The 20803-nt window shown below is 63.3% G+C and carries 19 protein-coding genes; 14 read left to right on the top strand and 5 right to left on the bottom strand.

The window, feature by feature from the left end:
• Nucleotides 1–14: 14 nt before the first annotated feature.
• Both tssK and PFLQ2_RS17030 read right to left on the bottom strand, forming a co-directional pair.
• Nucleotides 15–1346, bottom strand: coding sequence for a type VI secretion system baseplate subunit TssK (gene tssK, locus PFLQ2_RS17025; protein ID WP_003180582.1), 1332 nt, complete (start codon nt 1344–1346; stop codon nt 15–17).
• 51 nt (nt 1347–1397) lie between these two features.
• Nucleotides 1398–1847, bottom strand: coding sequence for a hypothetical protein (locus PFLQ2_RS17030; RefSeq protein WP_003180581.1), 450 nt, complete (start codon nt 1845–1847; stop codon nt 1398–1400).
• Nucleotides 1848–2071: 224 nt separating this feature from the next.
• Between PFLQ2_RS17030 and tssB the strand changes: the two genes are divergently transcribed.
• From tssB to PFLQ2_RS17075, 10 genes are all read left to right on the top strand, one after another.
• Nucleotides 2072–2632, top strand: a complete 561-nt coding sequence (gene tssB / locus PFLQ2_RS17035; protein WP_003180574.1) for a type VI secretion system contractile sheath small subunit — start codon at nt 2072–2074, stop codon at nt 2630–2632.
• A gap of 30 nt (nt 2633–2662) precedes the next feature.
• Nucleotides 2663–4144, top strand: a complete 1482-nt coding sequence (tssC, locus tag PFLQ2_RS17040) for a type VI secretion system contractile sheath large subunit (RefSeq protein ID WP_003180572.1) — start codon at nt 2663–2665, stop codon at nt 4142–4144.
• Between the two features lie 198 nt (nt 4145–4342).
• Nucleotides 4343–4840 carry an Hcp family type VI secretion system effector gene (locus tag PFLQ2_RS17045; RefSeq protein WP_003180570.1) on the top strand — a complete coding sequence of 166 codons (498 nt, stop codon included), beginning with the start codon at nt 4343–4345 and terminating at the stop codon, nt 4838–4840.
• Nucleotides 4841–4852: 12 nt separating this feature from the next.
• The gene (tssE, locus tag PFLQ2_RS17050; protein WP_003180568.1) at nt 4853–5296 is read left to right on the top strand and encodes a type VI secretion system baseplate subunit TssE; all 444 of its coding nucleotides are present in this window, start codon (nt 4853–4855) and stop codon (nt 5294–5296) included.
• Nucleotides 5280–7070 (top strand): type VI secretion system baseplate subunit TssF, encoded by a 1791-nt coding sequence (gene tssF / locus PFLQ2_RS17055; protein ID WP_003180567.1) that lies wholly within the window; start codon nt 5280–5282, stop codon nt 7068–7070. Before tssE ends, tssF begins: the two co-directional genes overlap by 17 nt.
• On the top strand, nt 7034–8059 hold the full coding sequence (gene tssG, locus PFLQ2_RS17060) for a type VI secretion system baseplate subunit TssG (protein WP_003180565.1): 1026 nt from the start codon (nt 7034–7036) through the stop codon (nt 8057–8059). The genes tssF and tssG overlap by 37 nt, the downstream gene beginning before the upstream one ends.
• A 1-nt stretch (nt 8060) precedes the next feature.
• The gene (gene tssH / locus PFLQ2_RS17065) at nt 8061–10604 is read left to right on the top strand and encodes a type VI secretion system ATPase TssH (protein ID WP_003180563.1); all 2544 of its coding nucleotides are present in this window, start codon (nt 8061–8063) and stop codon (nt 10602–10604) included.
• A gap of 25 nt (nt 10605–10629) precedes the next feature.
• Entirely contained in the window at nt 10630–11103 is a 474-nt protein-coding gene (locus tag PFLQ2_RS27700; RefSeq protein WP_033045978.1) for a hypothetical protein, read from the top strand.
• A 12-nt stretch (nt 11104–11115) separates the two neighbouring features.
• Nucleotides 11116–13125: a type VI secretion system tip protein TssI/VgrG gene (gene tssI, locus PFLQ2_RS17070; protein WP_003180561.1), complete on the top strand. Its 2010-nt coding sequence runs from the start codon at nt 11116–11118 to the stop codon at nt 13123–13125.
• 13 nt (nt 13126–13138) lie between these two features.
• Nucleotides 13139–13681 carry a toxin-antitoxin system YwqK family antitoxin gene (locus PFLQ2_RS17075; protein WP_003180558.1) on the top strand — a complete coding sequence of 181 codons (543 nt, stop codon included), beginning with the start codon at nt 13139–13141 and terminating at the stop codon, nt 13679–13681.
• A 146-nt stretch (nt 13682–13827) separates the two neighbouring features.
• Here PFLQ2_RS17075 and PFLQ2_RS17080 read toward each other — a convergent pair whose 3' ends face one another.
• A complete protein-coding gene (locus PFLQ2_RS17080) occupies nt 13828–14223 on the bottom strand; it encodes a DUF4280 domain-containing protein (protein WP_003180557.1) in 396 nt (131 codons plus the stop codon).
• Between the two features lie 199 nt (nt 14224–14422).
• Between PFLQ2_RS17080 and PFLQ2_RS17085 the strand changes: the two genes are divergently transcribed.
• From PFLQ2_RS17085 to PFLQ2_RS17095, 3 genes are all read left to right on the top strand, one after another.
• Complete coding sequence (locus PFLQ2_RS17085; protein WP_003180555.1) at nt 14423–15490, top strand: phosphotransferase family protein; 1068 nt, start codon at nt 14423–14425, stop codon at nt 15488–15490.
• Nucleotides 15491–15514: 24 nt separating this feature from the next.
• Nucleotides 15515–16282, top strand: a complete 768-nt coding sequence (locus PFLQ2_RS17090) for an SDR family oxidoreductase (protein WP_003180553.1) — start codon at nt 15515–15517, stop codon at nt 16280–16282.
• Nucleotides 16283–16454: 172 nt separating this feature from the next.
• The gene (locus PFLQ2_RS17095) at nt 16455–17570 is read left to right on the top strand and encodes a Gfo/Idh/MocA family protein (RefSeq protein ID WP_003180549.1); all 1116 of its coding nucleotides are present in this window, start codon (nt 16455–16457) and stop codon (nt 17568–17570) included.
• Nucleotides 17571–17737: 167 nt separating this feature from the next.
• Here PFLQ2_RS17095 and PFLQ2_RS17100 read toward each other — a convergent pair whose 3' ends face one another.
• Nucleotides 17738–19186 (bottom strand): FAD/NAD(P)-binding protein, encoded by a 1449-nt coding sequence (locus PFLQ2_RS17100; protein WP_003180547.1) that lies wholly within the window; start codon nt 19184–19186, stop codon nt 17738–17740.
• A gap of 14 nt (nt 19187–19200) precedes the next feature.
• A complete protein-coding gene (locus PFLQ2_RS17105; RefSeq protein WP_003180545.1) occupies nt 19201–19764 on the bottom strand; it encodes a helix-turn-helix domain-containing protein in 564 nt (187 codons plus the stop codon).
• Between PFLQ2_RS17105 and PFLQ2_RS17110 the strand changes: the two genes are divergently transcribed.
• Entirely contained in the window at nt 19759–20781 is a 1023-nt protein-coding gene (locus PFLQ2_RS17110; RefSeq protein WP_033045977.1) for a DMT family transporter, read from the top strand. The genes PFLQ2_RS17105 and PFLQ2_RS17110 overlap by 6 nt on opposite strands.
• The last annotated feature ends 22 nt before the right edge of the window (nt 20782–20803 follow it).

The following is a 20803-nucleotide window of genomic DNA, read 5'->3' as shown; positions in this document are numbered from 1 at the left end:
CTCCCCTTCTGCGATCAGGCACTTTCACCGGTTTGCGCCACGAACAACACCACCTGCCACGGGCTACTGGCCTGGGCCGACGCCGGGGCCACGATGTGCAACGGCAATTGCCCATCGAACCATTGCCCACTGGCGGCTACGACGAACAAACGGGTGTCGTCACCCACACTGTAGGCCACCTGTTCGTTGCGGCTCATGGCCTCGTGGGGCAGGCCGCTCATGCGTTGTCGACTCAGCAAGGGGATGTGCTTCGCGGAGGCGATGATCGCCCCGCGCAACCACTCTGCGGCCGACTGCTCGCTGGCGCCGTTGGGCATGCGCAGGCCGATCACCAGGCGCTGGTTGGGCTGGTCGTCGGGCAGTTGGATCGAAAAAACCTGCTCGTCGCGCTCGAAGGCCAGGCTGCGATAACCGGCGCGAACCAGTTCCAGGGTGGTCTCCAGCCAGTCGAGCAGCGGCTCGTAGCCACGCTGCAACTCGAGAAAATCCAGGGGCGCGAATGCCGGCACGCCCGCCAGCGGATCGAGGGCCGACCACGTCCCGGCCAGGCCCAGCAGCAAGCCATAGAGCGACTGGGGCGTCGCCACCCGGGTGTTCAGCGCCCCCTCGACCTCCGGCAGCCGCGCCCACAAGGCGGTCAACTGCCGACGGATCTCCATGGCATCGTCCTGGTTACCGGCCGCCTGGGCCTGACGCAACCGACCGGCGAGGAACAGGCATTTTTCCCGGGCCCGTGCGCACAACCCGGCGACACGTCGCCCCAGTCCTGAGTCCGGCAACAACACCGGCGTCGGCGGCGTGTACGGCACACGCCAGAATCCGCCACCCTCTTTGCGGATGCGCAGCAGCGGCAGGCAGATCGAATCGGCTTTGCTCAGGTGCGTGCACAGCCTGGGGTTGGGCCGCCAGACGGTGATCGACTCGGGGAATTCGCCGCTGGTGAGGTCCGGCAACGCGTCGCCGACCACCGATTGCAAGCGTCCCTTGAGGGGCAGCAATTGCCCGGCGCGCCAGAGCGGGCTGACGGCCAGGTACACGGTCACGGTGGCGTCGTCGGTCTTGTCGATCGCCTCGGTGACGTCCAGCTCCAGGATCGGTCCGACGCCGGCTTGCAGATTGACCGGCAGTCCGTCCGGCAAGGTGCCCTGCAGTTGCAACAGCCGCACCTGGCCGGCGCTCAGGGCCGAAGGGTCGACCTCCAGTTGACTGACACCCCAGAACCAAGGATTGCAGGCACCGGCAAAATGCGCCGCCAGGGCCTCCGCGCGCAGCCCTTGCAATTGAAAATGCTGGGGCAGCAATTGCATGCCCTCATGCCAGCACACCGCGTCAGGTAACAGACTCATACGACTCCCTTCGACATCCCAATGTCGCCGCGCTTGGCGGCCCGCGGTCATTCAAGGCTGGCTGGCATCGACGAGGGTCATCTCGCGACTGTCGAACTTCAGCCAGGCCTCGCGCTGATCGTCCAACCGAAGCCGGTGGGCTCCGGGAGTGTTATAGCTGGCGAAGACCAAAAGTCCAGCGGCGCGCTTGCCCTCCAGCGGGAAGGGTTGGCGGTCGATGAACTGCCCCGGGACCAGTTCCAATCCCCATACGGACATGAGTTGACGATAGTCGCGCTGGAACTGTTCGCGCTCGGCGAACCATTGGCTGGCGGTGATGCCCGACAGTTGTTTGAGCAGGTCCGGGTCGTTCACCGCGATAAAATCCACGGCGATCGGTGTGTCGTCGTTGGCGCGGGGCGCCACGTCCAGGGTCAGGCTGTCCAGATCGACGCTGGGCGCAAAGAGCGAGCAACCGCTGAGCGCCAGGCTCAGAAATAATCCGCAAAAAAAGACACGCAAAATGAATTTTCCTTTTCTCAGCGGTCATAAATTGTTTTCGCTTGCATTTTTATAGACCTGTTCTAGCGTCTTGGGTAGTTCGACCCACACGGTCGAATGGACCAGGTTCGTCAAGGGAATGACAGGTTTTCTGCCGTCCATTTGCAACCTGCGGATCAGCAAGGGAATGCGATGAGCGGGACTCCCGATGCATTGCTTCCATACATGCATCGGAGTCGGCCGCCATGGCAGAAAGTACCCAGCACAAGCTCGACAGAGTCCGCCCTCCCCGCGTCCAGATCACTTACGACGTGGAAATCGGCAACGCCATCGAGAAAAAAGAATTGCCACTGGTGGTCGGCATTCTGGCCGACCTCTCCGGCAAGCCACTGGAGCCGCTGCCCAAGCTCAATGAGCGGCGCTTCACGGAAATCGACCGCGATAACTTCAACGAAGTGCTCGCCTCCATCTCCCCACGCGCCACGCTGCAGGTGAACAACACCCTCAGCGGCGATGACAGCAAGCTGAACATCGAACTCAACTTCCGCCACATCGATGACTTCGACCCGGTCAAGGTCGTGGAACAGGTCACGCCGTTGCGCCGCTTGTTCGAAGCCCGCCAGCGCCTGCGGGACCTGCTGACCAAACTCGACGGCAACGACGACCTGGACAAGCTGCTGCGCGACGTGATCGCCAACACCGAAGGCCTGCAAGAGATCAAGTCGGCCCGGCCCCAGGACGTAGCGCCCGAGCTGCCGACCGTGGCCGCCAACGACGACCCAGCCCCGGCCGAACCACAGGCCTGATCGTGCTCAGCATTGAAGGGAGATAAAGCCATGCCTGCTTCATCCAGCGCTCAAACCAGCGAGAGCACGACCCAGACCCTGTCCCTGCTGGACAAGATCATCGCCGAAGGCCGCATGGCCCACGACGACAGCCAGCAGGATTACGCCCGCGACATGCTGGCCGAATTTGCCACCCAAGTCCTCGACGAAGGCATGGCCATCGACAAGGATACGGTGGCGATGATCAACGACCGCATCAGCCAGATCGACCAACTGATCAGCGCCCAGCTCAACGAAGTGTTGCACCACCCCGACCTGCAAAAACTCGAAGCCTCCTGGCGCGGCCTGCACCTGCTGGTGCAGAACACCGAGACCAGCACCCGACTCAAGTTGCGCCTGCTCAACGTCACCCAGAAAGAGCTGCAGAACGACTTGGAGAAAGCCGTCGAATTCGACCAGAGTGCGCTGTTCAAGAAAATCTATGAAGAGGAATACGGCACCTTCGGCGGGCACCCGTTCAGCCTGCTGGTGGGCGACTACACCTTTGGCCGCCATCCGCAGGACATCGGCCTGCTGGAAAAACTTTCCAACGTCGCCGCCGCCGCGCACGCGCCATTCATTGCCGCTGCCAGCCCACGGCTGTTCGACATGACCAGCTTCACGGAACTGGCGGTGCCGCGGGACCTGTCGAAAATTTTCGAGAGCCAGGAACTGATCAAGTGGCGTTCCTTCCGTGAAAGCGAAGACTCGCGCTACGTGTCCCTGGTGCTGCCGCACTTCCTGCTGCGCCTGCCCTACGGCCCGGACACGCTGCCGGTGGAAGGCATCAACTACATCGAAGACGTCAACGGCACCGACCACAGCAAATACCTATGGGGCAACGCGGCGTGGGCGCTGTCGCAACGCATCACCGAAGCCTTCGCCAAATATGGCTGGTGCGCGGCGATTCGCGGGGCCGAGGGCGGGGGCGCGGTGGAGGGCCTGCCGGCCCATACCTTCCGCACCAGCTCCGGGGACCTGTCGCTCAAATGCCCGACCGAAGTGGCGATCACCGACCGCCGCGAGAAAGAACTCAACGACCTGGGTTTCATCGCCCTGTGCCACAAGAAAAACAGCGACGTGGCGGTGTTCTTCGGCGGCCAGACCACCAACAGGGCCAAGGTCTACAACACCAACGAGGCCAACGCCAATGCGCGGATCTCGGCGATGTTGCCCTATGTGCTCGCGGCCTCGCGCTTTGCCCATTACTTGAAGGTGATCATGCGCGACAAGGTCGGCAGCTTCATGACCCGCGACAACGTGCAGACCTACCTCAACAACTGGATCGCCGATTACGTGCTGATCAACGACAACGCCCCCCAAGAGATCAAGGCGCAATACCCGTTGCGCGAAGCCCGGGTCGACGTGACCGAGGTGGCCGGCAAGCCGGGGGCCTACAAGGCGACGGTATTCCTGCGGCCACACTTCCAACTTGAAGAACTGACCGCCTCGATCCGCCTGGTGGCGACCCTGCCGCCACCGGTTGCTGCCTGACCGCTGTTGGCTTTGTGGCTATGTGGCTATGTGGCTATGTGGCGAGGGAGCTTGCTCCCGCTGGGGCGCGAAGCGGCCCTGCTTTTTGGGACTGCTGCGCAGTCCAGCGGGAGCAAGCTCCCTCGCCACAGGTTCAGCGTTCGTCTTTAACGGATCGGTATCGGGTAACACCCCACTCGACTTCAGGAGTTCCACACAATGGATGCAATCATTCTCGACCTCGGCGGCGACATCAAGGGCGACAGCCTGCTGGAGGGGTTCACGGACAAGATCGAGGTCATGTCCTACAGCCACAACGTGGCGATGCAAGTCACCAACGACGTCAGCAACTCGGAGCGCACCTCCGGCCGGCCCCACATCGGTGAGTTCACCCTGACAAAATTCATCGACAGCTCCACCCCTTCGCTCAATGAGTATTGCTGCGCCGGCAAGCCGATCCCGCAGGCCGTCGTCACCATCGGCCGCAACGCCGCCGAGGGCAGTGGCAAACTCATGCCGTTCATCATCTACACCCTGACCAACGTCGTGCTGTCCAACGTCAGCGTCAGCGGCGGTACTGGCGGCAAGCCGGTGGAAACCCTGTCGCTGAACTTCACCAAGATCAAATGGGAGCTCACCGCCCAGAAAGACGACGGCACCAAGGAAGGCACGGCGGGCACGACCTGGGACTTGGCGGCCAACAAAATGACCAAGTGACGGCGCGCGCCCATGGCCGGTTTCGGGCTTCGCCCGCCCCTGTTCGAACGCCTGGCCAGCCCGGCGGACGATACAGGCCGGACGTTCGATCGACAGGCGTTGCAGGACTCGGTCCATGCCGAACTGCAACGCCTGTTCAATACCCGACGCGGCCCACGGGCGCTGACCGAGCCGCCGAGCATCCTGGATTACGGCATCGCCGACTGGACCGCGCTGCAACAGCAGCGCAGCGATGATCGTCGCCAACTGACTCGGGAAATCCGCCAGGCCGTCACCCATTTCGAACCGCGCCTGCAACTCGGCGAGGTGCAGGTCACGCCGGTGCCGGGTCATCCGCAGCAATTGTGCATACGGCTGTCGGGCGAGCTGCGCGGCGACCTGCACTCATGGCCTGTGGCATTTGTCATCGAGCACGCCGGCGACGGCCTTGAGGTACGACATGAGCGACTCGATTGACCCGCAACTGCTCGATTATTACCAGCGTGAACTGACTTGGCTGCGGCACGCCGGTAGCCTGTTCGCCGAACGTTACCCCAAGGTCGCCCGGCGCCTGGAGCTATCCCCCGGCGAATGCCCCGACCCGCACGTCGAGCGCCTGCTGGAAGGCTTCGCGCTGTTGGCCGCGCGCCTGCAACGCAGGCTCGACGACGATTACGCCGAGTTCAGCGACGCCCTGCTCGAACAGCTTTACCCATTGGCCATGCGCCCGCTGCCATCGTGCGCAATCGTGCAGTTCGAACCCGACCCGAGCAAAGGCAACCTCAACGAGGGCTACCCGCTGCCTCGGGACACACCGTTGTTCGTCACCACCGACACGGGCCAGAGCATTCATTTCCGCACCACGGCCGCCGTGCACCTGTGGCCGATTGAAGTCAGCGAAGCGTTGCTGCTGGGCAGTGACGAGGCCCAGGCGCTGACCGGCGTGGTGCAGGCGCGCTCGGCCTTGCGCCTGAACCTGCGCTGCCTGGGGGAAAGCCAATGGTCGACCCTGGGCATCGACCGCCTGCGAGTGCACCTTGCGGCCTCGCCGATGATCAACGCCTGGCTCTACGATTTGCTGGGCGCCCATGCCATCAAAGTCCTGGCCGGCCCACCGGGCAGCGTGCCGGAACCACTGGTGGGCTTGCCGCAAATCGTCGGCTTCGGCAGTGACGAAGTCTTGTTGCCGGACGAAGACGGCGTGCATCCCGGCATGCGCTTGCTCGCGGAGTACTTTGCCTTTCCCGACAAGTTCGGCTTTTTCGACCTGCCATTGGCCGGAGCCGCCAGCGACAACCCGGCGCTGTACCTGTACATCGTTTTCGACCGGGCGCCCGCCAATCGCTTGCCGCTGCAAGCCAGCGACATCGCCCTGGGCTGCACGCCGGTGATCAACCTTTTTCCCCGGACGTCCGAGCCCCTGCGCCCGGACGGCACCCGTAGCGAATACCGGTTGGTGGCCGACAGTCACCGCGAAAACAGCGTCGAGATCCATAGCATTCGAGGCATGCGTGCGACGTCCAGCCAGGGCGTGCGCAAAGTGCCGGCCTATTACGGCAGCCAGCACGGCAGCGACCAGACCTGTTACTGGCACGCGCGTCGGGTCAGCGGCATGAGCCCCAACCGACTGGGCACCGATCTGATGGTCAGCCTGGTGGACACCCAGTTCGACCCGCTCGCCCAGACCCGTGACTACAGCCTGACCGCGGAACTGTTGTGCACCAATCGCCACCTTGCCCAAAGCCTGCCGGCCGGCACACCGTTGGGCTTCGAGCGTCCGGGGCCGGTGGCCTGGGCCCGTTTGCGCAACCCTCCCAGCCCCCAGAGCCTGCCACGGCTGGACGGGGAGTCGCGCTGGCGCCTGGTGTCGCAGTTGACCCTCAACCACTTGTCGCTGGTCGAAGGTCCCCAGGCACTGGACGCGCTGCGGGAAATCCTCGAACTGCACAACCTGCGCGACGAGGCCAGTGCCCGGCGCCAGATCGAAGGGGTGCTCGGGCTGGGCTGCGATCGGGTCATCGCCCACGTCGGCGAGGATGCCTGGCGCGGTTGGCGCAATGGCTTGGAAGTACGCCTGCAACTGGACCCGCAACACTTCGTCGGCAGCAGCGCCGTGCTGTTCTCCGGGGTGCTGGCGCAGTTCTTTTCCCTCTATGCCACCGCCAATCGCTTCGTGCGCACCGTGCTGGTCCAGTCCGACAAGGAGGTGAAGACATGGCAACCCCAAGCCGGCAAACCCCTGACGCTCTGAACCTGAGCCAACGACTGCGGCGCGACCCGCAACGCTTCGAATGGCTCCAGGCATTGCTGCTGTTGGAGCGCGAACATCCCCAGGCCGAACCCCTGGGCAGCGGCACCGCGCCGCACGCCGAAGCCTTGCGTCTGCGCGGACCGTTGACCCCGTTGTTCGCCGCCAGTGAAATCGAACGCCTGACCCAGGAACCCGGCTCGCCACCGATCCTGACCACGCCGATTTTCGGTCTCGGCGGTCCCGACGGACCGCTGCCCTACGCTTATCAGGAATGGCTGCAACAACGGGCGCGAGCGCGGGATCACGCGCCGGCGGAATTTCTCGACCTGTTCCAACATCGCTTGTTGAGCCTGCTTTACAAAGTGATGCGCAAACATCGCATCGCCCTGGGCTTCACCGCGCCAGGGTCTTCGGCTGTACAGGCGCAACTGCGCGCCCTGACCGGCCTGCTGCCCAAGGCCTTGCAGGAACGCCAGGCCGCACCCGACTCCGCCGTGCTGGCCTGCACCGCGCTGTACGCCGACGGGCGCCGCTCCCTGGCCGGGTTCGCAGCGATAGTCCGCGAACAATTCGGGCTGCCGGTGGCGCTCAACGGCTATGAGGGAAGTTGGCGCGACATCCCGCCCGCCAGCCGCAGTCGCCTGCAACCGGGCGGGCGCAACCTGCGTCTGGGGCGCAGCGCCGTGGCCGGCACCCGAGTCTGGGACGAACATGCCGGTGTGCGCCTGACCCTCGGCCCGCTGAACGCCGGCCAGGCCAGCGGACTGCTGCCCAATGGCGAAACCCACCCGTTGCTCGCCAGCCTGTTCGCCTTGTACTTCGGTCCCGACCTGGACTGCACCCTGGTGCTGTTGATCCGCGGGGCCGGCCCACTGCAACTGGGCCGCCAGGCACCGCCCCGGTTGAACTGGAACGGCGGCCTTCAACGTCAGCCGAACCTGGCCGTGCAACAGATCGTCACCCGCCTGCGTCAGCCGGAGATCACCTGACATGGAACTGGCCAGCCTGATCGGTCGCCTCAACCCGGACAACCGCCGCGCCCTCGAACGGGCCGCACAACGCTGCATGCAGCGCAGCCATCACTACGTGGAAATCGAACACTTGCTGCTGGAACTGATGGACATCGAAGGCGGCGACTTCGCTTGCCTGCTGCCGCGCTTCGGCCTCGAACGTGACGCGGTGACGGCTGAAACCAACAAGGCCCTGGACCTGTTCAAATCCGGCAGCACCCGCACCCCCGCCCTGTCGGCGCAGACCATCGGCCTGCTGGAAGACGCCGTGGTCCAGGCCAGTGTGCTGGGCCTGGACAGCATCCGTTCCGGCTTGCTGCTGCTCGCGCTGCTGGACCGCGATGAACGCCGCAGCTTGCTGCTCAACAGCGCCTCGTCATTGTTGCGCATCCCCCGGGACGCCCTGCGCGCCAATCTTCTGGAGTGGACCGAAAGCTCACGCGAACATGTCGGTGGCAAATGCCCGGCGAAACCCGGTGACGCCCCTCAGAAACAGGACCCGGTACTCGACCAGTACACCCAGGACCTCACCGCCGACGCTCGGGCCGGACGCATCGACCCCATCGTCGGGCGCGACGGCGAGATCCGCCAGTGCATCGATATCCTGCTCAGGCGCCGGCAGAACAACCCGATCCTGGTGGGCGCGCCAGGCGTGGGCAAGACCGCCGTAGTCGAAGGCCTGGCCCTGCGTATCGCTGCGGGAGATGTGCCGCCTTCGTTGCAGGAGGTCACCCTGCGGGTACTCGACCTCGGTTTGTTGCAGGCCGGCGCGGGGGTCAAGGGCGAGTTCGAGCAGCGCCTCAAAGGCGTGATCGACGCGGTGCGCAGCGCCGAAAAACCGATCATCCTGTTCATTGACGAAGCCCACACGCTGATCGGTGCCGGCGGCGCCGAGGGCGGCAGCGACGCAGCCAACCTGCTCAAGCCGGCCCTGGCCCGGGGCGAGCTGCGCACCCTGGCGGCCACCACCTGGCTGGAATACAAAAAATATTTCGAGAAAGACCCGGCCCTGGCCCGACGCTTCCAGCTGGTGCAAGTCGAAGAGCCGGACGAAATCACCGCCGTGGAAATGCTCCGTGGCGTGGCGAGCAAACTGGAACTGCACCATGGCGTGCAGGTGCTGGACGCGGCCATCCACGAAGCGGTGAAGCTGTCCCACCGCTACATTTCCGGTCGACAATTGCCGGACAAAGCCATCAGCGTCCTCGACACCGCCTGCGCCCGGGTCGCCCTTGGCCAGCACGACGTACCGCCGCCCCTGGAAAGCCTGCGTCACCGCCAGAACAGCCTCAAGGACGAAGTCGAACGCCTGCGCCGGGAACAGGCCACCGGGCTGGATCACCGCGAGCGCATCACCCTGCTGGAGGACGAATCGACCAGCAATGTGCAAGCTATCCGCGAACTGGAAACCCGCTGGGGCGAAGAACGCGAAGCAGTGCGCGAACTGCTCGACACCCGGCGCGAGCTGCTGGCCCTGAGCGAACGCGCCGATAGCGAAAAACCCGACACCGACCTCGATAACCGCATCGACCACCTGGCCGCCGAACTGCTGCGCCTGGAGGCCGGCCTCGATGCCATTCGCCAGGACGATCCACTGGTGCCGGAACAGGTGGACAGCAAGACCGTCGCCGCCGTGATCGCCGGATGGACCGGCATCCCGGTCGGCAAAATGCTCGCCGACGAAGCCCACGCCGTGCGCACCCTCGGCCAGCGCATGGGCCAGCGGGTCATGGGCCAGGGCACCGCACTCAATACCATTGCCCAACGCCTGCAAGCCTACCGCGCCGGTCTCACCGATCCGCAGAAACCAGTCGGCGTGTTCCTGCTGGTGGGCCCCACCGGGGTCGGCAAGACCGAAACCGCCTACGCCCTGGCCGATGCCTTGTACGGTGGCGAACGCAACCTCATCAGCATCAACCTTTCCGAGTATCAGGAAGCCCACACCGTCAGCCAACTCAAGGGCGCCCCGCCCGGCTACGTAGGTTATGGCAGCGGCGGCGTGCTCACCGAAGCGGTGCGGCGCAAGCCTTATTCGGTGGTGCTGCTCGATGAAATCGAAAAGGCCCACCCGGATGTGCTCGAGGCGTTCTACAACGTCTTCGATAAAGGCTTGATGGAAGACGGCACCGGCCTGGTGGTGGACTTCAAGAACACCGTGATGCTCGCCACCAGCAACGTCGGCGCCGAACTGTTGCTGGATACGCCGGCTGCGCAACTGGGCACCGATGCCTTCAACGAAGCCTTGCACAAGGTGCTGTTGCAAGCGTTCCGCCCGGCGTTTTTGGCACGCATGACGGTGGTGGCGTATCGGCCGCTGGATGAGGCGACGCTGGAAGGGATTGTGCTGGCGAAGCTGGAAAAATTGCGTGGGCGCTACAAGGCCGCGACGGGCAAGCAGTTCGAGTTCGATGCCGGGATCGTCAAGGCCGTACTCGCCAAGTGCAGCGCGGCTGGAGCACGGGATGTCGAGAATGTTTTGATGACGCAGGTGACGGGGAAATTGGCGGAGTGGGTGTTGGAATAACCCTACCAATGACATGAGGTGAAACATGAGATTGGCCAAGAACATGATGCTATACGGAGCTCCGGAGACTCCTTACCTTGAGGTGGAAACCATCAACTGGGTCTATCAGAACGCGCCCTCGGTTCCGCAAAGAAGCCTCAGCGGTCGAGTACTCAATTATTACCGCTGCCCTTACTGCGCAATGGATGCTCGAATACTGACAAACAATGGATCGCTGCATGTCAAAGAGCACACGCAGGTCGATCATAGGACTCCGTTTTCACGCCTTATGAATACCAATAGTTACGATGCTGATGTTGCTGCGCTCATCTCAAACGGCTTTGCCGCATGGGGAGCCACCGCCATAGATTGGAACGACTTGGCCCAACTCCAGCTTATCTATAACGACCTGAATAATCTTTGGATTACTTGCACGAATCATAATCAGGAGAAGCGGGCCCAACCGAACTTTGATCAAAGAATGGTCATGGGGATAGGAAACCTGCTTAACAAGCAGTGACAGAGACGCACAATGGCTAGAAGTATCGACAGCAATGCCACCCTCTCCCTCACCGCCACTGCGCTGTCGGCGTTGTACCCTGAATCACTGTCGGGCGAAGAAAGCCTCAATGCCTTGGGCTCGCACACCCTCAATGGCATCAACGACGGCACTTCACTGACCCTCACCACTGCCGTAGCCAGCCACGTCACCACCACGCTGCACAAGGATGCCCTGCTGCGCCCGCTGGACTGGCTGGTGGCCGAGATCCGCCAACTTCCGGCCGATGCCACCGCCGAGCGCTACCAACTTTTGCTCCGGCCCTGGCTCTGGTGGTTGAGCCTTGCCAGCAACAACCGGGTGTTCCAGAACCTCGCCACATCGGACATCGTCACGACGATTTTCAAGGCCCACGGTTTCACCGATTTCCAACTCAAGCTCAGCGGCAGCTACACGCCACGGGAGTATTGCGTGCAATACGGCGAAACCGACCTGGCCTTCGTCTCGCGCCTGCTGGAAGAGGACGGAATCTTCTGGTTCTTCACCCATGACGAAGGCAAGCACACGCTGGTGCTGGCCGACAGCAACGATGCCTTCGCACCGATTCCCAACGGGCCGACCGTGAATTATCTCGGGCAGAAAATGGGCGAACGCGAACTGCACGGCATTCGCACTGGGCAAGTGTGCCTGCAAGCAGTGGCCGGGGTTTACCAGGCGACCGATTATGAATTCACGACCCCGACAACCTCGCTCTTCAGCCAGGCCGAAGCCGTGGCGGGCCCGAATTCGATGTACGAACATCCGGGCGGCTATACCGCCAAGGCCCAGGGCGATGCGTTGACCAAGCAGCGGGTGGACGGCCTGCGCAGCGAGGAGAAGCGTTTTGTCGGCGAAAGCGACTGCCGCTGGCTGGTGCCGGGTTATTGGTTCACCCTCGCCGGTCATGAAGACACGACATTGAACATCGATTGGGTCGTGACCTCGGTCCGTCACGAAGCCAGTCACGAAAGTTATCGCAACCGCTTCGAGGCGATTCCCAAGGCCACCGCTTATCGCCCGGCGCGTATCACGCCAAAACCGCGCATGCACACCCAGACGGCGCTGGTGGTGGGCAAGGCCGGTGAAGAAATCTGGACCGATGAATATGGGCGGATCAAGCTGCAGTTTCCCTGGGACCGCACCGGCAAGAACGATGAAACTTCGTCCTGCTGGGTGCGCGTGGTCTTGCCCTGGAGCGGCAAGGGCTTTGGCATGCAGTTCGTGCCGCGCATCGGCCAGGAAGTGATAGTGACCTTCATCGACGGCGATCCGGACCGGCCGTTGGTGACCGGTTGCGTCTACAACGGCGACAACGCCCTACCCTACGCCCTGCCGGCGAACCAGACCCAGTCCGGGATCAAGACCTACTCCTCCAAGGGCGGCGGCGGTTTCAACGAGTTGCGCTTCGAGGACAAGAAGGACGCTGAAGAGGTGTTCCTCCAGGCCCAGAAAGACTTCAACATCAACGTGCTCAACGACACCACTGCCACGGTCGGCCACGATGAAACCCTCACGGTGCAGAACGCCCGCACCCGCACGGTCAAGGACGGCGACGAGACCATCACCCTGGAGAAAGGCAAGCGCAGCGTGACGATCCAGACCGGCAGCGACAGCCTCGATGTGAAAGACACCCGCACCGTCACCGTGGGTTCGGACCAGAACCACAGCACCGGCGGCAATTACACACACAAGGTCACCGGCAACTACGAGCTGACGGTGGATGGCAACCTGACCATCAAGGTCAGTGGCACCCTGACCCTGCAAAGCGGCGGCAGTTTCGCGATCAAGAGCGGTGCCGACCTCGCGGCCCAGGCCAGCACCTCCATCAGCCAGAAAGCCGGCACCGCCCTGAGCAACCAGGCCGGTACATCGCTGGAAAACAAGGCCGGCACCACCCTGACCAACGACGCCGGTATCAGCCTGGTGAACAAGGCCGCCGCCGAGCAAACCGTGGACGGCGGCGGCATGCTGACGATCAAGGGTGGCCTGGTGAAGGTCAACTGACAGGAGCGCGCCGATGGGCTCGAAAAAACTCGATCTGGAACGCGGCGACAGCCAACTGAGCGGGCAACTGGTCGACGGCCATCTGGACGGCCCGTTGCTGATCGAAGAAGCCCAGCGCCCGCAGGCGAAGCTCACTTACAGCCAAGGTGAACTGCAAGGCACCAGCACGTTGTATCACCCGAACGGAAGGGTCTCGGCGCTGTTGCCGTTCGTGCAGGGCAAGTTGCAGGGCGTGGCGAGCTTCTACGCCGCCGAAGGCGGATTGCAGCGCCAGGCGGCCTATCAGCGCGGATTGCTGCACGGTGAGGCGAACAATTTCTTCCCCGACGGGAAACTGGCCGAAGCGGAGTTTTATCGCCACGGCGTGCGTGATGGCCGTTACCGGCGCATGCACCCCAACGGCAACCCCGCCGTCGAGGCCCGCTACCTCAACGGTCAACTGCTGGAGCCGGCCCACGCCTACGCCGAAGACGGCCGGCCGCTGGACGCCGAGGGCAAACCGATCTCCAGGCTGCGCTGGTGGTTCAGACGCTGGAATGATCCGGCGCAGGCATAACGATTGTCTTGCCTCACCCCCGGAACCAGTGTGGCGAGCTTGCTCGCGAAGGTGCCGGCACATCCAACATCACCACCAACTGACCCACCGCTATCGCGAGCAAGCTCGCTCCCACAAGGGGCTGTGCAATGCTGCAAGATTGCCGATCAAGGAATCAACATCTGCACCTGCCCCGGCACGACGATTTTGATCACCCCGGCCCAGGTGCACATCAGGGTGCTGTTGGCGTCGATGGCCGGCATGTTGCCCAGCAACAGGGTTGGTGCGCCGCCGGGGAACCATGGGGTGGCGGTGGCCGGAATGCAGGGCATGGGGGTCAATACGCCCAAGGCCGCCGCCGTTGCTGCGGCCACGGTTGGGTTGGCCAGGCTCTGACACATGCCGAACGTGGTGATGTTCACCAGTGGGATGTGATCCATGATATTTGCCGCCGGCATCCCACCGGTCAGCAGGCGATTGACCGGTAGCACATTGAGCACCGCCGGGGCCGCGCCGAAGCTGCATTGCAACGTTGCGGAGCTACAGACTTGCGGGCATCCCATCGCGGTGGCTCCCTGGAAAGCGACAGACCTCCAAAACCTTAGCTCGCCCACGCCCGACGCGCACGCCGCAATGCATCAAGCCCGCTGATTATCCAGCAACACGCTAACCTATAAGACCCCGGCGTGCTTGTGACGCCTGCCACCCGCCATTAGATTAGCCAATGATCGATGGCCTCCAAAATAAGCAGAAGGGATAAGCATGGCGTTTACTGATCAGTCCACCCGCGTGCGCGACGGTGAAGAACTCGATGCCAACCTGATCGACCCGTACCTCAAGGCCCACATTCCAGGCCTGACCGGCATGCCACGGATCAGCCAGTTCCCCGGGGGCGCGTCGAACCTGACTTACCTGCTGGAATACCCCGGACAGGAATTTGTCCTGCGCCGCCCGCCGTTCGGCCACAAGGCCAAATCCGCCCATGACATGGGCCGCGAATTCCGCATCCTCAACCAATTGCGCGACGGTTTTCCGTACTGCCCGAAAGCCTATGTGCATTGCACCGACGAATCAGTGATGGGCGCCGAGTTCTATGTGATGGAACGGGTCAAGGGCATCATCCTGCGCTCCGACCTGCCACCGGAACTGGGCTTCGACGCCGCCCGCACCGAAGCGCTGTGCAAGAGCTTCATCGACCGGCTCGTCGAACTGCATCGCGTCGATTACAAGGCCTGTGGCCTGGCCGACCTGGGCAAGCCCGAAGGCTACGTGGCCCGGCAGATCCGTGGCTGGAGCGAGCGCTACGAAAAAGCCCTGACGCCCGATGCGCCGCAATGGGAGACGGTCAGGGCCTGGCTCAACGACAAGATGCCCGCCGACCATCCGACCTCGAGCATCGTCCACAACGATTATCGCTTCGACAACGTCATCCTTGACCCGGAGAACCCGATGCAGATCATCGGTGTGCTGGATTGGGAGCTGACCACGATCGGCGATCCATTGATGGATCTGGGCAACAGCCTCGCCTACTGGATCGAAGCCAACGACCCGGCTCCCGTGCAACTGATGCGCCGCCAGCCCAGCCATGCTCCCGGCATGCTGACGCGCCGCGAATTCGTCGACTACTACGCCGAGCGCGCCGGGATCCGCATCGACAACTTCGACTTCTACTACACCTATGGCCTGTTCCGCCTCGCCGGCATCGTCCAGCAGATCTACTACCGCTTCTTCCACGGCCAGACCCAGGACAAACGCTTCGCGCAGTTCGTTCAGATGAACAAATTGCTGGAGCAGATGAGCCTGCAGGTCATCAACAAATCCACGCTCTGAGCGCACCTATAACAAGGAAACAGCATGTCCAAGACCCAGTTGTTCGACCTCGACGGCAAGATCGCTTTCGTTTCCGGTGCCAGCCGCGGCATCGGCGAGGCCATCGCCAAATTGCTGGCCCAGCAAGGCGCCCATGTGATCGTCTCGAGCCGCAAGCTCGACGGTTGCCAGCACGTGGCCGATGCCATCATCGCCGCAGGCGGCAAGGCCACCGCAATCGCCTGCCACATCGGTGAAATGGAGCAGATCAGCCAGGTGTTCGCCGGCATCCGCGAGCAGTTCGGGCGCCTGGACATCCTGGTGAACAACGCCGCCACCAACCCGCAATTCTGCAACGTACTGGACACCGACCTGGGCGCGTTCCAGAAAACCGTGGACGTGAACATCCGCGGCTACTTTTTCATGTCGGTGGAAGCCGGCAAGCTGATGCGCGAGAACGGCGGCGGCAGCATCATCAACGTGGCGTCGATCAACGGCATCTCACCGGGAATCTTCCAGGGCATCTATTCGGTGACCAAGGCTGCGGTGATCAACATGACCAAGGTGTTCGCCAAGGAATGCGCGCAGTTCGGCATCCGTTGCAACGCCTTGTTGCCGGGCCTGACCGATACCAAGTTCGCTTCGGCACTGGTCAAGAACGACGCCATCCTGAAAACCGCCCTGGCACAGATCCCGCTCAAGCGCGTGGCCGACCCGAGTGAAATGGCCGGCGCGGTGCTGTACCTGGCCAGCGATGCGTCGAGCTATACCACGGGTGTGGCGTTGAATGTGGATGGGGGGTTCTTGTCCTGACAGCCCGCGCCATGACAGACCTGTGAAATCCCTTGTGGGAGCGGGCAAGCCCGCTCCCACAAGGGATATGTAGTGACGACACAGGTGAATATTTATTCCAATATTTGCAATTAGGGAATATTTATTCCATAAAGAGTCCTTCTGAAAATAAAAATTCAAAGGGCTCCTTTTCATGCGCGAACTCGGCATCGGTTTGATTGGCACTGGCTTCATGGGCCGTGCCCATGCCTTGGCGTTCCACAATGCCAAGGCGGTATTCGATCTTCCCCTGAACCTGAAACTGGCAGCCCTGGCCGACGCCGATCCGCAGCGTGCCCGGCAGTGCGCCCAGAGCTGGGGGTTCGAGACGGCCCACAGCGACTGGCAACAGTTGATTGACGACCCGAAGGTCAACCTGATCGCCATCACCACCCCCAACCACCTGCATTTTCCGATGGCCATGGCGGCGCTGGCGGCGGGCAAGCCGGTCTATTGCGAAAAACCCTTGGCAGTTTCCCTGGAGCAGGCCGAGCAGATGCAACGGGCTGCCAAGGCGGCCGGCGTGGTGACGCGGGTCGGCTACAACTACCAGCACAATCCGATCATTCAATTGGCAAGGGAATTGATCCAGCGCGGGGATCTGGGGCAGATCATCAGCTTCCAAGGTGAATTCAGCGAAGATTTCATGGCCGACCCGACGTCGCCGTGGTCATGGCGTTGCGAAGCGGCCCACGCCGGCGGCGCACTGGCCGACCTGGGCAGCCACTTGTTGTCCATGGCCCGGCATCTGTTGGGCGACATCGAGGCGGTGTGCGCCGACAGCCAGACCGTGCACAGCCAACGCCCAGCCAGCGCGGGCAGTAGCGAACAACGGACCATCGCGGTGGATGATCAAGTCCACGCCCTGCTGCGTTTCGCCAATGGCGCCCGGGGCACGGTGACCAGCAGTTGGCTCAAGCACGGCTACAAGAATCACCTGAGCTTCGAAATCAGCGGCACCCTGGGCACGCTGGCATTCGATCAGGAGCGACTCAATGAGCTGCGCCTGTGCCGTGTCGGCCAGGCCGGTTTCCAACGTTTGCTTGCCGGCCCGGACCTGCCGGGCTATGCGGCGTTCAGCCCAGCCGCCGGGCACCAGTTGGGGTACAACGAATTGAAGACACTGGAGGTGCGGGAACTGATCATGGCCCTCGCCGGCGAAGGCGGCAGCGGGACCGACTTCGACGAGGCCTGGGCAGTGGAGCGGCTGGCGGCGGCGATTCGTGTGGCGGCTAGGGAGCAGCGTTGGGTGCAGGTCAGCGAGCTATAACGTTCACTTCAGCGAAGGCTTTTGTGGCGAGGGAGCTTGCTCCCGCTGGGTTGCGCAGCAGCCCTGATAGAGACTGAATGCGATGCCCCTGACACACCCGGGTGAATGGTTTTGGGGCTACTACGTAGCCCAGCGGGAGCAAGCTCCCTCGCCACGGGGGACCGCGTTCAGCCTAAAGCCTGGGTATCCAGCTCAACCAACCGCGCCGCCAGCGCCTTGGCCTGGCTCGCCACGTCGGTCACGGCGGTGCTTTCCCACCACATTCCCCGCAGCGGCGGGCCCATGGCAAACAGGCGCCCGGTCGCCTCCCCTTGGGCACCCAGCACCGTGCCGTCGGGACGGGCGGCAATGCCCAGGGCCAGCGGCCCCGGCTGGATCAGCCCACGGGCCAGCAGTTGCTGTGGCAACGGTCGCGCAACCCGGCGCCAATCATATTCGATGCCGCTGGAGTTGATCAGCGCTGCGCCCTGCACCACGGTCAGTCCGACCTCGCCCCGTCGACGGATGCGGATACCCACTGTGCCCTCGGGAGACGACGCCAACCCCTTGAACGACGCCGCCTGGATCCGCAACCGCCCTTCCCCATGCAAACGCGCCACCAGCTCGGCGCTCAACGGCGGCGAACGATGGTGATGGCTCTCCCACCATGGCCGTACATGCCGGACGAACTGTCGGCGTTGCACATCGCTGGCCTGATTCCACAAGCGCCCGATATGGGCGCGTACCGTATCCAGCGGCGCCTGCCAATCGATGCCCTGGGCCATCGCCTGGCGGCATTGATCGCGCAGGGCCCGCATCAATTGCCGAGGTGAACGCAAGCTGTGGTCTTCGGCCAGGAAATCCACCCAGGCGGGTGGCTGGCGGCGCACATGAGGCAGCAGCCCATGACGGGAAAACACTTCGATCGGCCCGCGATGCCCGGCCTGTTCCAGGGACACGACGGCGTCAACCATGGTCAGCCCGGAGCCGATAATCAGCACCGTCGACTGGGGATCGAGTTGGCGCATCGCAGCCACATCCCAAGGATCCAGCGCAGCGGCATTCAAGCCGCTGGATGCGGTCTGCGGGGTGCGCGCCGCCGGGAACATGCCGGTGGCGAGCACGGCGAAACGTCCACGCAAGGTCTGCCCATCGTTCAAGGTCACCCGTACAGCACCGCCCTCGATCTGCACATCCACGGCTTGCGCACGGACGTGGTCCGCCGTGGAACCGTGCTGCGCACCCTGCGCCCGGGCTTGCGCCAAGCGCTGCTGCACATATAGACCGAAAATCCCCCGGGGTGGGAACAGCTCGCTGACTGGCACATGCTGCTGATCCGACTCAGGCCAGCCACCCGCCTCGATGAACGCGGTGAGCCATTGGGTCAGGTCATCGGCGTTGTCCGGATCGACACTCATGCGCGCCGCGTTACCGTTCAAGGTGTGGCCCAACTCCACGGCGCTGTAGGCCTCTCCCCGGCCCAATTCACTGCGCGGCTCGACGATCAGCACCTCGCGTCGGCCTGGCAGGCGCAAGAGTTGCGCCGCCAGCATGGCACCGCTCAGGCCGCCGCCGATAATCAGGATATCGGCTTCGCGAGTAACGTCGCGAGCCTGTCGATCCAACGCTGTGTCCATACCGCTCTCCAGGATCAAATCACCACGTTGCGTACGAATCTCGCCGCCACCGGCCCATCGTTGCGGTAGGCATGGGGCTGGTTGCTGGCGAACATGAAAAACTCACCGGCGCCGATGCGGCGCTCTTCATTGCCCAACAGTAGCGTCAGGCAACCCTCGAAGACATAAAGCTGTTCGCTCCAGCCGTCAGCATCGGGTTCGCTAGGGTAATGCTCGCCGGGCTCCAGGCGCCATTCCCAAAGTTCGACTTCGCGGTTGGCGGTGGCTTTTGCCAGCAAGACGGCTTTGCTGCCGGCAATGGTGCCCGCCCAGGCCAGCTCGTTGATGCGGCTCGGGTCGCGGGCGTCGGGGGCCTGGATCAGATCGCTGAAGGCCACGTCGAGCGCCTCGGCCACGCGGTCCAGGGTGGTCAGGCTGACGTTCTTTTCGCCGGCCTCGATGGCCACCAGCATCCGCCGGCTGACGCCGGACAGCTGCGCCAGCGCGGTCTGGCTGAGTTGCGCAGCATGCCGCAGGCGACGCACGTTCTGGCTGACGTGTTGGAGGACGGAGGCCCGCTGGCCGTTATCTTTGTGCACTATATTGCTCATCTGCTGGGGTTGCGCATTATACTGCCCAACTTCGGGCGCATTGTGCGTCTGCCTCAAGTAGCGCGCAAGGTCATGGCATCGGTGAATTCTCCTCAAGCTTCCTCCCGTTTCTCCCGGTTCAGCAAGGCCGAGTGCGTGCTGGTGCTGATCACCATGATCTGGGGCGGGACGTTCTTGCTGGTGCAGCACGCGATGACGGTCAGCGGGCCAATGTTTTTCGTCGGCCTGCGTTTTGCCGCCGCCGCGGGGTTCGTGGCGCTGTTCTCCTGGCGTCATTTGCGCGACCTGACCCTGTTCGAGTTCAAGGCCGGCTGCTTCATTGGCGTGGCGATCATGCTCGGCTACGGTTTGCAGACCGTCGGCCTGCAAACCATCCCCAGCAGCCAATCAGCATTTATTACCGCGCTCTACGTGCCGTTCGTGCCGCTGTTGCAGTGGCTGGTACTCGGCCGTCGCCCTGGCTTGATGCCCAGCATCGGCATCATGCTGGCATTCGCCGGCCTGATGCTGGTATCGGGGCCCGCCGGCGCATCGCTGAACTTCAGTCCTGGTGAAATCGCCACGTTGATCAGCGCCATCGCCATCGCCGCCGAAATCATCCTGATCAGCGCCTATGCCGGCCAGGTCGACGTGCGCCGGGTAACCGTGGTGCAACTGGCAAGCACGGCGGTGCTGGCATTGCTGATGGTGGTGCCGACCCAAGAAACGATCCCGGACTTTTCCTGGCTGCTGCTGGTCAGTGCCATAGGCCTGGGAGCGGCCAGTGCCGCGATCCAGGTGGCGATGAACTGGGCCCAGAAAAGTGTCTCGCCCACCCGTGCCACGCTGATCTATGCCGGCGAGCCGGTGTGGGCCGGCATTGCCGGGCGCCTGGCGGGCGAGCGGTTGCCCGCGATTGCGTTGTTCGGCGCGGTGCTGATCGTGGCGGCGGTGATTGTCAGTGAGTTGAAGACGCGCAACAAAGGCGGCGTCGAGGTGGATGAGGTGCTTGAGCGCGAAGGCTGAGCCCGGAAAATCATTGCGATCC

Origin of the sequence: Pseudomonas fluorescens Q2-87 (assembly GCF_000281895.1) — a bacterium.
Lineage (GTDB): Bacteria > Pseudomonadota > Gammaproteobacteria > Pseudomonadales > Pseudomonadaceae > Aquipseudomonas > Aquipseudomonas fluorescens_S.
The sequence above is the reverse complement of the archived record's forward strand: the minus strand, read 5'-3'. Positions and strand labels throughout refer to the sequence as shown.

What these genes read in the sequence shown, in the direction of transcription:
- tssK (WP_003180582.1), bottom strand. Translation starts at nt 1,346, where the DNA reads ATGAGTCTGTTACCTGACGCGGTGTGCTGGCATGAGGGCATGCAATTG.
- tssB (WP_003180574.1), top strand. Translation starts at nt 2,072, where the DNA reads ATGGCAGAAAGTACCCAGCACAAGCTCGACAGAGTCCGCCCTCCCCGC.
- tssC (WP_003180572.1), top strand. Translation starts at nt 2,663, where the DNA reads ATGCCTGCTTCATCCAGCGCTCAAACCAGCGAGAGCACGACCCAGACC.
- PFLQ2_RS17045 (WP_003180570.1), top strand. Translation starts at nt 4,343, where the DNA reads ATGGATGCAATCATTCTCGACCTCGGCGGCGACATCAAGGGCGACAGC.
- tssE (WP_003180568.1), top strand. Translation starts at nt 4,853, where the DNA reads ATGGCCGGTTTCGGGCTTCGCCCGCCCCTGTTCGAACGCCTGGCCAGC.
- tssF (WP_003180567.1), top strand. Translation starts at nt 5,280, where the DNA reads ATGAGCGACTCGATTGACCCGCAACTGCTCGATTATTACCAGCGTGAA.
- tssG (WP_003180565.1), top strand. Translation starts at nt 7,034, where the DNA reads ATGGCAACCCCAAGCCGGCAAACCCCTGACGCTCTGAACCTGAGCCAA.
- tssH (WP_003180563.1), top strand. Translation starts at nt 8,061, where the DNA reads ATGGAACTGGCCAGCCTGATCGGTCGCCTCAACCCGGACAACCGCCGC.
- PFLQ2_RS27700 (WP_033045978.1), top strand. Translation starts at nt 10,630, where the DNA reads ATGAGATTGGCCAAGAACATGATGCTATACGGAGCTCCGGAGACTCCT.
- tssI (WP_003180561.1), top strand. Translation starts at nt 11,116, where the DNA reads ATGGCTAGAAGTATCGACAGCAATGCCACCCTCTCCCTCACCGCCACT.
- PFLQ2_RS17075 (WP_003180558.1), top strand. Translation starts at nt 13,139, where the DNA reads ATGGGCTCGAAAAAACTCGATCTGGAACGCGGCGACAGCCAACTGAGC.
- PFLQ2_RS17080 (WP_003180557.1), bottom strand. Translation starts at nt 14,223, where the DNA reads ATGGGATGCCCGCAAGTCTGTAGCTCCGCAACGTTGCAATGCAGCTTC.
- PFLQ2_RS17085 (WP_003180555.1), top strand. Translation starts at nt 14,423, where the DNA reads ATGGCGTTTACTGATCAGTCCACCCGCGTGCGCGACGGTGAAGAACTC.
- PFLQ2_RS17090 (WP_003180553.1), top strand. Translation starts at nt 15,515, where the DNA reads ATGTCCAAGACCCAGTTGTTCGACCTCGACGGCAAGATCGCTTTCGTT.
- PFLQ2_RS17095 (WP_003180549.1), top strand. Translation starts at nt 16,455, where the DNA reads ATGCGCGAACTCGGCATCGGTTTGATTGGCACTGGCTTCATGGGCCGT.
- PFLQ2_RS17100 (WP_003180547.1), bottom strand. Translation starts at nt 19,186, where the DNA reads ATGGACACAGCGTTGGATCGACAGGCTCGCGACGTTACTCGCGAAGCC.